Below are 13,445 nucleotides of genomic sequence, written 5' to 3' on the forward strand. Positions count from 1 at the left end.
TATTTCTTAAATTTCTAGTATCTTCGTTTTTCTAAAAAAAATACTTACAATGAGTAGAAAAATTAAAGACTATGTAGTTATTGGTTTAAAAGGTATGGCTATGGGAGCTGCAGATGTAGTACCTGGAGTTTCTGGGGGAACTATAGCATTTATTTCTGGTATCTATGAAGAATTATTAGGTTCTATTAGTAATGTAAATCTAGATTTGTTTAAAACTCTAAAAAAGGATGGTTTTAAAGTTGCTTGGAAACAATTAAATGGTAATTTTTTATTATCCCTTTTTGTTGGTATTTTTATTAGTATTATTTCTCTAGCAAAAGCTATAAAATATTTGTTAGAAAACGAACCTATTTTATTGTGGTCTTTCTTTTTTGGTTTAGTGTTAGCTAGTATTATTTATATAGCTAAACAAATTTCTAACTGGAATGTTATTTCCTTTATAGTTTTAATTTTAGGTGCTTTTTTAGCATATTATATAACAACTTTAAATCCGTTAGTAACAGAGAATTCTTCTTTATTATTTATGTTTTTTGCGGGTGCAATTGCAATTTGTGCAATGATTTTACCAGGAATTTCTGGAGCATTTATTTTAGTTTTATTAGGTGCATATAAACCTATTTTAACAGCAGTAAATGATAGAGATTTAAAAACGGTGGCTGCAGTTGGTTTAGGTGCAATTGTAGGTTTGTTAACTTTTTCTAAAATTTTAAAATGGTTATTTGCTCATTATAAAAATTACACTTTAGCTGCTTTAACAGGTTTTATAATTGGTTCATTAAATAAAATTTGGCCTTGGAAAGAAACTTTAACCTGGCGCATAAATTCTCATGGAGTTGAGGTTCCATTTAATCAACAAAGTGTTTCTCCTTTTTCTTTTGATGGAGATGCACAATTATTATTCTCAATTGTTTTGGCGGTCGTTGGTTTTTCTTTAATTTTAATAATGGAAAAATTAGCAGTTAATAAACAATAAATGCAAAAAGAGAGAACCTTTAAACAAAAATTAAATCTTTTCTTAAAAGGTTTATTAATGGGTGTTGCAAATAAAGTTCCTGGAGTTTCTGGAGGAACTGTTTCTTTTGTTTTAGGTTTTTATGAAGAGTTAATTTTCTCTTTTAAAAGAGTAAATATAATTGCCCTAAAATTTCTCTTAAATGCTAGGTTTAAAAGTTTTATTCAATATACAAATGCTCAATTTGTATCCTTAATAATGTTTGGAAGTGTTTTTAGTTATTTTAGTGCTTCCTTAATTTTAGATTATCTTTTAGAGCATTATGAGCTGTATGTTTGGAGCTGGTTTTTTGGGATGATAATTGGTTCTATTTATTACATTGGTAAAGATTATGGGCAGTGGACTAGAAAAAATTTTATATTTCTAGTTTTAGGTGTAACACTAGGTTTAGGAATTAGCTTTTTAACACCAGCAAAAGAAAATGATAACCTTTGGTTTGTATTTGTTTGCGGTATTATTGGTGTTTCTGGTATGACGCTTCCAGGTCTTTCTGGTTCTTTTATTTTAATTTTATTAGGTAATTACGTGTTGCTTTTAGTAGATTCTGTAAATGTTTTATTACATGTTTTTACTAGTATTCTTTCTGGTGATTTTAAGGTATTAACAGATCCTGTAAAAATAAGATATTTAAAAATTATAGCTGTTTTTACTAGTGGTTCTGCTTTTGGATTAATTTCTATATCGCATGTTTTAGGGTACGTTTTAAAACGTTGGAATAAAATTGTAAATGCAATTATTATCGGTTTTATAACTGGTTCTTTAGGTATTGTGTGGCCGTGGAAAGATAAAATATACGCAACAAATAATGGTGCCTTTTTGTTTGATCAAGAAGGAAATAAAGTTATTGAAAATTACCAAAGATATATTCCAGAAATGTATAGCATAGATACACTTATTGCTATCTTTTTTATCTTTTTTGGTGTTGGTTTAATATTGGCAATAGATTATTATGAAAGAAGAAAACAGTAAGATTTTTGGTTTATTAGGAAAAAATATTTCATATTCTTTTTCTAGAGGATATTTTACAGAAAAGTTTGAAAAATTAAATATCACAAATTATAAATATGTAAATTTTGATATTCAGCAAATAAAAGATTTCTCATCTATTATTGATAATAAAAAAAGCTTAGGAGGTATTAATGTAACAATTCCTTATAAAGAAGAAGTAATTCCGTTTTTAGATAAATTAGATGAAACTGCAAAAAATATTGGCGCCGTGAATACGATAAAATTTACCAAAAGAGGAAATTTAAAAGGATATAATTCTGATGTTGTTGGTTTTGAAAACTCTATAAAACCATTACTTAAAAAACATCATAAAAGAGCATTAATTTTAGGCACTGGTGGCGCATCTAAAGCAATTGCTTATGCTTTAAAGAAGAACAATATTAAGTTTAAATTTGTTTCTAGAAATCCTGAAGGAAAAAAAGAAATTTCTTATGATAGTTTAACCGAAGAAACTCTTAAAAAATATACAGTTATTATTAATTGTACACCTTTAGGGACTTTTCCAGCAATAGAAAAATGTCCTAATATTCCGTATCAATTTATATCAGAAAAGCATTTATTATTCGATTTAATTTATAATCCAGAAGTATCTACTTTTTTATCCAAAGGAAAAGAAAAAGGAGCAACAATTAAAAACGGATTTGAAATGTTACAATTACAAGCAGAAGAATCTTGGAGAATTTGGAATGAATAATTTATAAAACTTGCAGACTTAAACTTGTAGATTTTGTAAGTTGTCTGTATCTTTATACATTATGTAAATAGTATTTTTTAAACGACCTTAAACATTGTATATATGTTAGATGAAAATGAAAAAAATGAGTTAGAAGCATCAGAAAAAGTAAATAAAATTATTTCTAAGCCTGAGCAGAAAGTAGGAGAAGTAAAAGCTATAAAAGTTGATGAAGCTAATGAGGCTGTAGATGAAATTGAAAAGTCTGTTGCAGAAAGTGCAGAAAATGATGACTCTAAAGAGGATGAATCTCCTGTTGTAAATTATGATACTTTTTCATTAGAAGAGCTAGTTTTAAGTTTAAAAAAGACGTTAGCAGATAATCCGGTTCAAAAAATAAAATCGCAAGTAGAAGCTATTAAAAGTGCTTTTAATTTAAAATTTGGTAAAACTTTAGCTGAGAAAAAAGCTGCTTTTTTAGCAGAAGGAGGTAATTCTATCGATTTTCAGTTTTCAAGTCCTATAAAATCAGATTATAATCAGTTATTATCAGATTATAAAAAAGAAAGAGATGTTTTTTATAAAAATTTAGAAAATAAACTAAATGATAATTTTGTAAAACGAGAGCAAGTTATAGAAAATCTTAAAAATTTAATTGAAGAAGCAGACACTTCTACAATGTATAAAAAGTTTAAAGAAATTCAAGATACTTGGCGTAGTATTGGTGCTGTACCAAAATCTCATTATAATGATACTTGGAAAACGTATCATCATCATGTAGAGCGTTTTTACGATTTACTACATTTAAGTAATGATTTTAGAGATCTAGAATTTAAACATAATTTAGAAAAAAAATTAAAGATTATAGAAAAAGCAGAAGCTTTATCTCAAGAAAATGATATTAATTTTGCTTTTAAAGAATTACAAGATTTACATAAACAATGGAAAGAAGATGTTGGGCCCGTAGCAAAAGAAATGCGCGAAGAGGTTTGGCAAAAATTTAGTGCAGCAACTAAAAATATTCATGATAAAAGACATGATTATTATAAGGAAATGCGTTCTAAATATGATGAAATTATAGAGAAAAAACAAGTTGCAATTAACGCAATTAACTCATATGATACATCTAAAAATAAATCTCATAACGATTGGCAAAAAAGCATTAATGAAATTGAAAAATTAAGACAAATCTATTTTGATGCTGGTAAATTACCATATTCTAAAAGTGAAGAAGTTTGGCAAAAATTTAAAAAAGCAACTAAGAAATTTAATGCTGCTAAAAATATTTTTTACAAACAGGAGAAAAATGATCAGCAAGAAAATTTAGAAAAGAAAATTGCTTTAATTGAGTTTGCAGAATCTATTAAAGATAGCGAAGATTGGGAAATGGCAACAAATGCCATGAAAAAAGTACAATCTGATTGGAAAAAAATTGGCCACGTTCCTCGTAAATTTTCTGATGATATTTGGAAACGTTTTAAAGCTGCATGTAATCATTATTTTGATAGATTTCATGAGCAAAAAAATGCTGTAAGTAAAGAAGAACAAGCAGTTGTAGATATTAAAAAAGAGTTTTTAGATACTTTAAAAACCACAGAAGTAACAACTAAAGATGCTGTTTTAGAAGCTATTAATTCTTGGCGAGATTTAGGAAGATTGCCCAGAGAAATGCGTCATTTAGATGGTAAGTTTAATAAGCAAATTGATAAAATGCTAGAAAGTTTATCTTTAGATAAAAATGAAGTTTCTATGTTAAAGTTTACCAATGTTGTAGATTCTTTTTTAGCAGCTAATGATGTTAGAAAACTAGATTCTGAACATATATTCATCAGAAAAAAAATAGATGAAGTTTTTAAAGAAATTCAACAATTAGAGAATAATTTAGGCTTCTTTTCTAATGTAGATGATAATAATCCTTTACTAGTTAATGTTAAAAATAGAGTAGAAGCTCATAAAGATGAACTAGCTATTTGGAACGAAAAACTAACCTACCTTAAAAGTTTAGATTATTAATTTACCTTAAATTAAGGCATAAAAAAACTCGAAGTTTAAACTTCGAGTTTTTTTATGTTTAAAATAGATTAAGCAAAAAGCTGATCAATTTTTTCTTTTTCTTCTTCAGCTAAAGCAGCATCAACTAAAATACGTCCACTGTGCTCATCAATAGTAATTTTCTTTCTGTTAGCAATTTCTAACTGTACTTGTGGTGGAATTGTAAAATAAGAACCTCCAGAAGCTCCACGCTCAATTGCCACAACAGCTAAACCATTTTTTACCTTAGTTCTAATTCTTTTATAAGCAGAAAGTAAATGATTATCTATAGAATCAGAAAATTCTACAGATTTTTCTGATAAAAGTTTTTCTTCTTTTTCAGTTTCTTTTAAAATAGCATTTAATTCAGATTTTTTATGACCTAAATGTTTTTCTTGCTTCGCCATTTTTTCTTTAGTAGCATCAATTACTTCATTTTTTTGTGCAATCTTAGCTCTGTACTCAGAAATTCTTTTTTCTGCTAATTGAATTTCTAAATCTTGATATTCAATTTCTTTAGATAATGAATCAAACTCTCTGTTATTTCTAACTTTCTTTTGTTGTTCATCATATTTTTTCATTAAACTTTTAGATTCGTCAATCGCTAACTTTTTGTTATTGATATCAGTTTCTAAATTAGCAAGATCTTTAGATAAATTAGAAATTCTAGTGTTTAATCCAGCAACTTCATCTTCTAAATCTTCAACTTCTAAAGGTAATTCTCCTCTAACGTTTCTAATTTCGTCAATTCTAGAGTCAATTAATTGTAAATCATACAATGCTCTTAATTTTTCTTCAACCGAAACTTCTTTCTTCTTTGCCATGATTATATATAATATATAGGATTTGTACTTTTTTCTGATAAAATGACTGCAAAATTACTAAATTTTTTCGTAAGATAATCTACTAAAAGGTTTTTTGTAAACTGTTCGCTTTCATAATGTCCAATATCTGCCAAAAGTATGCAATTTTCTGCAGTAAAAAACTCATGATACTTAAAATCTGCACTTACATAAGCATCTGCACCTGCCTTTTTAGCATTTGAAATTGCAAAACTTCCAGATCCGCCTAAAACAGCCACTTTTTTAATTTTTTTGTTGATAAAATTAGAATGGCGAACACAATCTGTTTTCATCGTTTTCTTTAGATAGAATAAAAATTCTTTTTCATCCATTTCTAACGGCAATTCACCAATCATTCCCATTCCAATATTCTGATGTACATTTTCTGTAGTTACAATTTCGTACGCAACTTCTTCATAAGGATGATTTTCTTGTAATGCTTTTAAAATAGCTTTTTCATTTTTACTTTCATAAACTACAGATATTTTGGCTTCTTTTTCTGTATGAATTTTTCCTTTTTCACCAATTATAGGATTCGAGCTTTCATTTCCTTTAAAAGTTCCATCACCTAAAACAGTAAAAGAACAATTATCATAATTACCAATATTACCTGCTCCAGCATCAAAAAGAGCAGTTTTTAAAGCATCTTCATTTTTTATTGGCACATAGGTAGTAAGTTTTTTAATAATCCCTTTTTTAGGGATTAAAATACGGGTATTTTGTAAACCTAAAACTTCGCACATTTTTGCTGATACTCCGTTTTTAGAATTATCTAATGCAGTATGAGTTGCATAAATTGCAATATTATTTTTAATAGCTTTTAGCACGACTCTTTCTACATAATTATTGCCATTTAATTTTTTTAAACCACCAAAAATTATAGGATGAAAACTAACAATTAAATTACATTTTTTAGCAATAGCTTCATCTACAGTTTCTTCTAAAGTATCTAAAGTAACTAAAACACCAGTAACATTTGTACTGTAATTACCAACTAATAAACCAACATTATCAAAATCTTCTGCATAATTTAAAGGCGCTAATTTTTCAATATAATTAGTAATTTCTTTTATGATCATTTTAGAATGTATTAAAATTCAAAGTTAACAATTTTAATGTATTTTTACCCAGATGAAATTAGTTAGATTTTTATTATTTCCTTTTGCAATTTTATACGATTTGATAACAACAATTCGTAACATTTTTTTTGATGTTGGTATATTTAAATCAACTTCTTTTAAAATTCCTGTTATTGTTGTTGGCAATCTAAGTGTTGGCGGAACGGGAAAAACACCACAAATAGAGTATTTAATAAGACTTTTAAAAAATACTTATAATGTTTCTGTATTAAGTAGAGGTTATAAACGTAAAACAAAAGGTTTTGTATTAGTAAATAAAAATCATTCTGCAAATGATGTTGGTGATGAACCTTTGCAGTATTTTAAAAAATATACTGCAATTAATGTTGCTGTAGATGAAAATAGGGTAGAGGGGATCAATAATTTAATTTCAAAAAAGTTACCAGAAGTTATTTTGTTAGATGATGCTTATCAACATAGAAAAGTAAAAGGAAGTTTTTATGTTTTATTAACTAAGTTTGATGATTTATTTACAGATGATTATTTATTGCCAACAGGAAATTTAAGAGAAAGTAGGGCAGGAGCTAAAAGATGTGATATAATTGTGGTTACAAAATGCCCTTCTAATATAAATGATTCTCAAAAAGATGCAATTAAATTAAAATTACAGAAGTACAATAAAGAAGTTTTTTTTACAACGATTTCTTATGCTGACAGAATTTCTGGAAGTGAAGAAATTAGTTTGAATACATTAAAAGATTTTGAAGTTTTATTAATTACCGGAATTGCAAATCCAAAGCCGTTATTAGAATTTTTAAGAACAAAAAACATCAATTTTATGCATTTAAAGTATGGAGATCATCATGAGTTTTCATCAAAAGAAATTGTAGAAATTAAGCAAAAATTTAATCGGATAAATTCTGATAAGAAATTAATCTTAACAACAGAAAAAGATTATACGAGAATTTCTAATAAAATAAAAGCACTTTCTTTTTTAGAAATAGAAACTACTTTTATAGAAAATAAAAATAAATTTGATGCTCTAATAAAAGCTCATATACAACAAAACCGATGTTAAAAACACCGGTTTATTTTTGATTTTTGTTAGAAGTAATCTTTTTCTGATTACCTAACAATAAGTAAGACACAATTAGGTTTAATAAGTCACAGTTTTAATTTAAAAATTATGGTATTATTTTTGATACTTTTAAAGAAATAAAGTTTATTATGAGAAAAATATTTTTCGTTTTTAGTATTTGTTTATTTACATCTCACGTTAATTTTGGTCAAGATGTAGTTAGTTCTGATGAAGAAATTATAAAGAGTAATGAAATTACATTAAATTGGATGCCAAATTATAAAGAGGCATTAAAAAAATCTAAAAAAGAAAAAAAACCTGTTTTAATTTATTTTACGGGTTCAGATTGGTGCGGACCATGTAAAGTTTTAGATAAAAAATTATTTCATACAGAAAAGTTTAAAGCTTTGGCAGATAAAAATTTAATTCTCTTAGAAGTAGATATACCAAGAAGATTAGATATAATTTCTCCAGATAAAATGGTTGAAAATAAGTCAATTCAAAAAAAATATAAAGTAAAAGCGTTTCCTACATTAATGTTTGTAAATCATAGAGGAAAGAAAATTGCAGAGAAAAAAGGATATATTTTAAGTGAATATTATTATCCTTTTTTTCAATCAGAAATTGATAACTATTAAGAAATTAATAAGCATATAAAAGCCGAAACAAATTTGCTTCGGCTTTTTTTATTCTTATAAAGAACTAAATATTATTGTTGATTGATAACTCTAAAAGTAGTTCTTCTGTTTTGTGCATGTTCTGCTTCAGAACAAACAACACCATCAGAACATCTATTTAATAATTTAGATTCTCCATAACCACTTCCTGTTAATTGGCTTGAATTAATACCTCTAGAAATTAAATAGTTAGTTACTGCTTTTGCTCTTCTGTCTGATAAATCTTGGTTAGATTCTTTAGTGCCTCTAGCATCTGTATGAGATTCTAAGGCAACAGCAACACCAGATTTTAAGATTGGTAATAATCTTTCATCTATAATTCTTTTAGCTTCTGGAGTTAATGTAGCACTATTTAAATTCCAATTAATTGGTAATGGAGTGTTATCTACTAATTCGCACTCAACTTCTTTCCAAGATGATAAACCACCTTTACTAACTAAAACTTCTTTACTTACAGTTTTATATTTTGCAGCAACAGTAACTTCTTCTTTCCATGCATCTTTAACTAAAACTATTTTCTTAATAGTACCATAAACAGCAGGAATTTCAACAGTTCTAGTAGTTTCTGGTTGAACAACAACCCTTCTAGTATAAGATTTTTCAAAACCAGGAACTGAGCTAGAAGCAGTAGTTGCATCAGATTTTAATTTTGTTAACGGAACAGTAACATATTTTGCAGCAACTGGTTTGTAACACCAATATCTACAATCATTTGGATCATCTGATTGGCAGTCTGGTTTTTTATCACTCATTTGCCAATTAGCAGATGCAGCTTTTGTTTCTATTGTTTCGGAATCTTTAGAAAAAGTTGCATTAATAACACTTAGTTTATTTGCATCTTCTTTAGCAACATAAGAAACTGCTTTAGTTTCCCAAACCGCAGGAACAATTTCTAATGTTTTTACAGCTTCTTTTACTAAAACACTTTCAGTTATAGTTTTATACTCTGCTGGGTGAGTAATTATTTTTTTGTATGCAGGTTCAATTTCTATAGTTACTTCTTCGTTTTTCCATACTTCAGGAGTTTTACACATTACGTAGCATTTACCTGGTTCTGGATTTTCTGGTAGAGTTAATGCTTGGGCAAAAGAGCTTGTTGCTAAAAGTAAAAAAGCACCTCCTAGTAAAATTTTTTTCATAATAAATCTGTTTTGTTTTTTGTTAATTTTTAATTTGTTTTTTATGTGACACATTTTTTTTTCTAAAGTCACGAATAAAACAGATTTTTTATTATTTAAATTTTTTTTTGTAAGAGCGATTATTTTTTGTTTTTTAAATTTAGAGCAAAAAAAAAGAAGCTATTTAGCTTCTTTTTTTTATTTGAAAATAATTTTATTTCTGATTAACAACTCTAAAAGTTGTTCTTCTATTTACTGAATGTTCAGCTTCAGAACAAACTACACCATCAGAACATTTGTTAAGTAATTTTGTTTCACCAAAACCTTTAGCATATAATTGACTACGATTAATTCCTTTAGAAATTAAGTAATCTGTAACTGCTTTTGCTCTGTTGTCTGATAATTCTTGATTGTCACTTTTAGTACCTCTCATATCTGTATGAGATTCAATAAATACAGCAACACCATCATTTAAAATAGGTAATAATCTTGCATCAATAATTGCTTTTGCACCATCATTTAAAACAGCACTAGAAAAATCCCAATTAATTGGTAAAGGAGTGTTATTTACTAATTTACAGTCTACAGATTTCCAAGAAGTTAATCCTCCTTTTTTAACTAATATTTGTTTAGTAATAGATCTATATACAGCTGGTTGTATCGTTTCTTCAGACCAAGCATCTTTAACTAATACCGTTTTTGAAATAGTTTTATATTCTGGTTTAGTTTGTACAATTGTAGTAGTTGGTTTGTTTACCATAACTTTTCTTTTGTACGTTTTTTTAACACCAGTTACAGGTGTTTTAACTACAGAAGCATCTGTTTTTAACTTTTCTACAGGCATTGTCTTAAATTCAGCAGGTAAAGGTTGGTAACACCAATATCTACAATCATTAGGGTCATTAGATTCACAATCAGGCATTTTTTCACTCATTGCCCAAGTTGCAGATGCTGCTTTTATTTCTACAGTTTCAAAACCTTGATTAAAAGTTGCTTCTTGAACCTCTAATTTAGAACCATCTTCTTTTTCGTAATAAGTAACTTCTTGAGTTCCCCAAACAGCCGGAACTAATAAAATTTCTTCACCAGCTTCTTTGGTTAATACTTTTTCTTCTATTGTTCTGTATTCTGCTGGATGTGTAATTATCGTTTTATATGCTGGAGAAACAGCAACACTTACGGTTTCATTTTTCCAAATATCTGGAGTTTTACATCGAACATAACATTTTCCTGGTTCTGGGTTTTCTGGTAAATCTTGACCAAAAACTACAGCGCTAAACATTAAAAAAGCGAAACTGAATAGAATTTTTTTCATACTAGTAAACATTAACAAATACCTTTGTTTTAAGTAATTAACAATGTGCCAAATGTACTAAAAACATTTATAAAATTTAAAGAAATAAAAATAAATTATAACTTATTATAATACAGACTTTTAATAATTCCGTCTGAAAGTCCAATTTTTGGAACATATATTTTTGTTGCTCCGCTCCATTTCATAGCAGATATATATATTTTGGTAGCTGGTATTATAACATCTGCTCTATCTGGATTTAAACTTAATTCTGATATTCTATCTTGATAACTCATTTGTTTTAAAAACTGATATTGAGCATTTAAATATATAAAAGAAATAGGTTTTCCTTCTTGTCTGCCAGACATTTTAAATAATTTATTAATATTTCCACCAGAACCAATTAATGAAAGATTTTTTAAACCGTGTGTATTTTTTTTAATCCATTTCTCAACATTAGAGAATATTTCTTTATTAACAGATTTTTTATTATTTAATAGTCGTACGGTTCCCATCTTAAAAGATTTTGAGTTGACTATTTTACCATCAGAAAAAATTGTAAATTCTGTACTACCACCACCAACATCTACATATAAATAAGAATTATTACCTTGTATTAATTGATTTAAATCTGTAGATGAAATTATTGCAGCTTCTTCTTTACCACCAATAATATCAATTTTAACACCTGTTTGTTTAAGAATTTTATCGGCAATTTCAATACCATTTTGTGCTTCTCTCATTGCAGAAGTAGCACAAGCCTTGTAACGTTCTACATTATGAACTTTCATTAACAATTTAAATGCTTCCATAGCATCTATCATTCTAGTTGTGTTTTGTTCGCTAATTATTCCGCCAACAAAAGCATCAGCACCTAAACGAATTGGAACACGAACTAAAGCAGATTTTTTAAATTGAGGTTCTTTTCCTTTTGCTACTATAACATTAGATACTAATAATCTAATTGCGTTTGATCCAATATCTATTGCTCCGTATTTTTTTATTTCTAACAAATCTTTTTTATTTATGATTTTTTGGAAATTCAGTTAAAATAGTTTTACCTTTTTTAAGGTTTTTCCAATGTTTTTCTTCAAATTGGATACCTACAATACCACAAGTTGGCACATGTGCTATAGGTTTGTGGCCAAATTTATTTACAAAAGTATTTATACCATGATCATGACTAAAAATTATAGCAGAACTAAAACCATCATCCAAAGCTTTAACAGTTTTTACTAAATAACCATCGCTAAAGCTATATAATTGACGTCTAATTTTTAGGTTAGATAACGGGTATTCAAAATTTTCACAAAAAATAACAGCAGTATGTAAAGCTCTATTTGCACTACTAGATATAAAAACATCTGGTCTAGGAATTAATTTTGATAGCACTTTAGACATTAAGTGAGCGTCTTTAATTCCGCGTTTTTTTAAGGGTCTATCAATATCTTCAATTCCTTCATATTCCCATGAAGATTTAGCATGTCGAACTATATAAAGTGTTTTCATTCAATTTTATTTGAGATTGTAAATATAAAAATTAAGGAGATAAACGTTCTATTTTCCATGAAAAATCTTTCTCTAAATTATATCTTATTCGGTCGTGCATTCTGTTTGGTCTTCCTTGCCAAAACTCTATAGAAAAAGGTTTTACTAAATATCCTCCCCAATTTTTTGGTCTTGTAATTTCTTTTCCTTCAAATTTTTTTTCAAAGGATACTAAGTTTTCATCCAATTCTTTTCTTGATGAAACTACTGTGCTTTGGTTTGAAGCCCAGGCACCTAATTTACTTCCATCTGGTCTCGATTCAAAATATCCGTCGGATAAATTTTCTGAAAGTATTTCTGCTTTTCCTTTAATAATAATTTGTTGTTCTAAAGCTGGCCAAAAAAAAGATAAGCAAATATGATTGTTTTTAGCGATTGATTTTCCTTTTTCAGAATCATAATTGGTATAAAAAATAAAACCTTCCCAAGTATATTTTTTTAATAAAACAACTCTATTTTTTGGGAATCCATCTAAACCGATAGTTGAAATAGTCATCGCGTTACTTTCATCAACTGAATCAGAATTATCTGCATTTAAAAACCAAGTTTGAAATAATTGTAATGGGTTTTCTGGACAATTACTTTCTAAAAGTTCTTGTTTTTCGTAAGATTTTCTATAATTACTTAAGTCTTTTTGCATTTTATTTAATTAAAAATATATCTAATTCCTATTGAGTTTCGAACTCCGGATGAATTTTCAATATCAGAAAAGTGGTATGAAGTTTCAAATAAGAAACCAAAATTTCGTACTTCCTTAAATGGTGTGATTTCTATTTGAGCTGGTATAAAATAACTTTCAATAAAATCTATATTCTTAGAGTGAAAAGGAAAAGTAGAGATACCAGTACCTAGGTTCATGTTGTAATTATCCTTAGCTAATAAAGTATATAATAAACTTAATTCAGTATTAAATTCCATTCCTAAATTATCACTTATTCTTAATTCTGATTGTATATTTTTAGAAAATTTGTAAGTTAAACCAATTTCTGCATTAAAATAACCTGTAATTTTAAATTGACTTAAAATTGTTGTAGAGGATAAAATGATACATAAAAAGAAAATTTTCTTCATTTTTATTTTTGTTC

14 protein-coding genes are annotated in these 13,445 nt (G+C 27.4%); 6 read left to right on the top strand and 8 right to left on the bottom strand.

Annotation, left to right across the window (positions count from 1 at the left end; genetic code table 11):
* Window positions 1-49: 49 nt before the first annotated feature.
* The 4 genes from BLT70_RS04180 to BLT70_RS04195 all read left to right on the top strand — a co-directional run bounded on the left by BLT70_RS04180 (window position 50) and on the right by BLT70_RS04195 (window position 4,706).
* Window positions 50-973: a DUF368 domain-containing protein gene (locus BLT70_RS04180; protein WP_091891972.1), complete on the top strand. Its 924-nt coding sequence runs from the start codon at window positions 50-52 to the stop codon at window positions 971-973.
* Entirely contained in the window at window positions 974-1,981 is a 1,008-nt protein-coding gene (locus tag BLT70_RS04185) for a DUF368 domain-containing protein (protein WP_091891975.1), read from the top strand.
* Window positions 1,962-2,714 carry a shikimate dehydrogenase gene (locus BLT70_RS04190; protein ID WP_091891977.1) on the top strand — a complete coding sequence of 251 codons (753 nt, stop codon included), beginning with the start codon at window positions 1,962-1,964 and terminating at the stop codon, window positions 2,712-2,714. The genes BLT70_RS04185 and BLT70_RS04190 overlap by 20 nt, the downstream gene beginning before the upstream one ends.
* Window positions 2,715-2,816: 102 nt before the next feature.
* Entirely contained in the window at window positions 2,817-4,706 is a 1,890-nt protein-coding gene (locus BLT70_RS04195; protein ID WP_091891979.1) for a DUF349 domain-containing protein, read from the top strand.
* 68 nt (window positions 4,707-4,774) lie between these two features.
* Here BLT70_RS04195 and BLT70_RS04200 read toward each other — a convergent pair whose 3' ends face one another.
* Window positions 4,775-5,548, bottom strand: a complete 774-nt coding sequence (locus tag BLT70_RS04200) for a zinc ribbon domain-containing protein (RefSeq protein ID WP_091891982.1) — start codon at window positions 5,546-5,548, stop codon at window positions 4,775-4,777.
* A gap of 2 nt (window positions 5,549-5,550) precedes the next feature.
* Complete coding sequence (locus BLT70_RS04205) at window positions 5,551-6,645, bottom strand: Nif3-like dinuclear metal center hexameric protein (RefSeq protein ID WP_091891984.1); 1,095 nt, start codon at window positions 6,643-6,645, stop codon at window positions 5,551-5,553.
* 52 nt (window positions 6,646-6,697) lie between these two features.
* On the opposite strand from BLT70_RS04205, the gene lpxK reads away from it, so the two are divergent.
* Both lpxK and BLT70_RS04215 read left to right on the top strand, forming a co-directional pair.
* The gene (gene lpxK, locus BLT70_RS04210) at window positions 6,698-7,723 is read left to right on the top strand and encodes a tetraacyldisaccharide 4'-kinase (RefSeq protein WP_091891986.1); all 1,026 of its coding nucleotides are present in this window, start codon (window positions 6,698-6,700) and stop codon (window positions 7,721-7,723) included.
* 149 nt (window positions 7,724-7,872) lie between these two features.
* On the top strand, window positions 7,873-8,361 hold the full coding sequence (locus tag BLT70_RS04215; RefSeq protein ID WP_091891987.1) for a thioredoxin family protein: 489 nt from the start codon (window positions 7,873-7,875) through the stop codon (window positions 8,359-8,361).
* A 71-nt stretch (window positions 8,362-8,432) separates the two neighbouring features.
* On the opposite strand, the gene BLT70_RS04220 is transcribed toward BLT70_RS04215, so the two are convergent.
* From BLT70_RS04220 to BLT70_RS04245, 6 genes are all read right to left on the bottom strand, one after another.
* Window positions 8,433-9,539, bottom strand: coding sequence for an OmpA family protein (locus BLT70_RS04220; RefSeq protein ID WP_091897393.1), 1,107 nt, complete (start codon window positions 9,537-9,539; stop codon window positions 8,433-8,435).
* A gap of 193 nt (window positions 9,540-9,732) precedes the next feature.
* A complete protein-coding gene (locus tag BLT70_RS04225; protein ID WP_172824385.1) occupies window positions 9,733-10,833 on the bottom strand; it encodes an OmpA family protein in 1,101 nt (366 codons plus the stop codon).
* 95 nt (window positions 10,834-10,928) lie between these two features.
* Entirely contained in the window at window positions 10,929-11,825 is an 897-nt protein-coding gene (locus tag BLT70_RS04230) for a Ppx/GppA phosphatase family protein (RefSeq protein WP_091891991.1), read from the bottom strand.
* A 7-nt stretch (window positions 11,826-11,832) separates the two neighbouring features.
* Complete coding sequence (locus BLT70_RS04235; protein ID WP_091891993.1) at window positions 11,833-12,321, bottom strand: histidine phosphatase family protein; 489 nt, start codon at window positions 12,319-12,321, stop codon at window positions 11,833-11,835.
* Window positions 12,322-12,352: 31 nt separating this feature from the next.
* Complete coding sequence (gene pdxH / locus BLT70_RS04240; protein WP_091891995.1) at window positions 12,353-13,000, bottom strand: pyridoxamine 5'-phosphate oxidase; 648 nt, start codon at window positions 12,998-13,000, stop codon at window positions 12,353-12,355.
* 5 nt (window positions 13,001-13,005) lie between these two features.
* Complete coding sequence (locus BLT70_RS04245) at window positions 13,006-13,431, bottom strand: hypothetical protein (protein WP_091891997.1); 426 nt, start codon at window positions 13,429-13,431, stop codon at window positions 13,006-13,008.
* Window positions 13,432-13,445 lie beyond the last annotated feature (14 nt).

The sequence above is a fragment of the Polaribacter sp. KT25b genome (genome assembly GCF_900105145.1).
Taxonomy (GTDB): Bacteria; Bacteroidota; Bacteroidia; order Flavobacteriales; family Flavobacteriaceae; genus Polaribacter.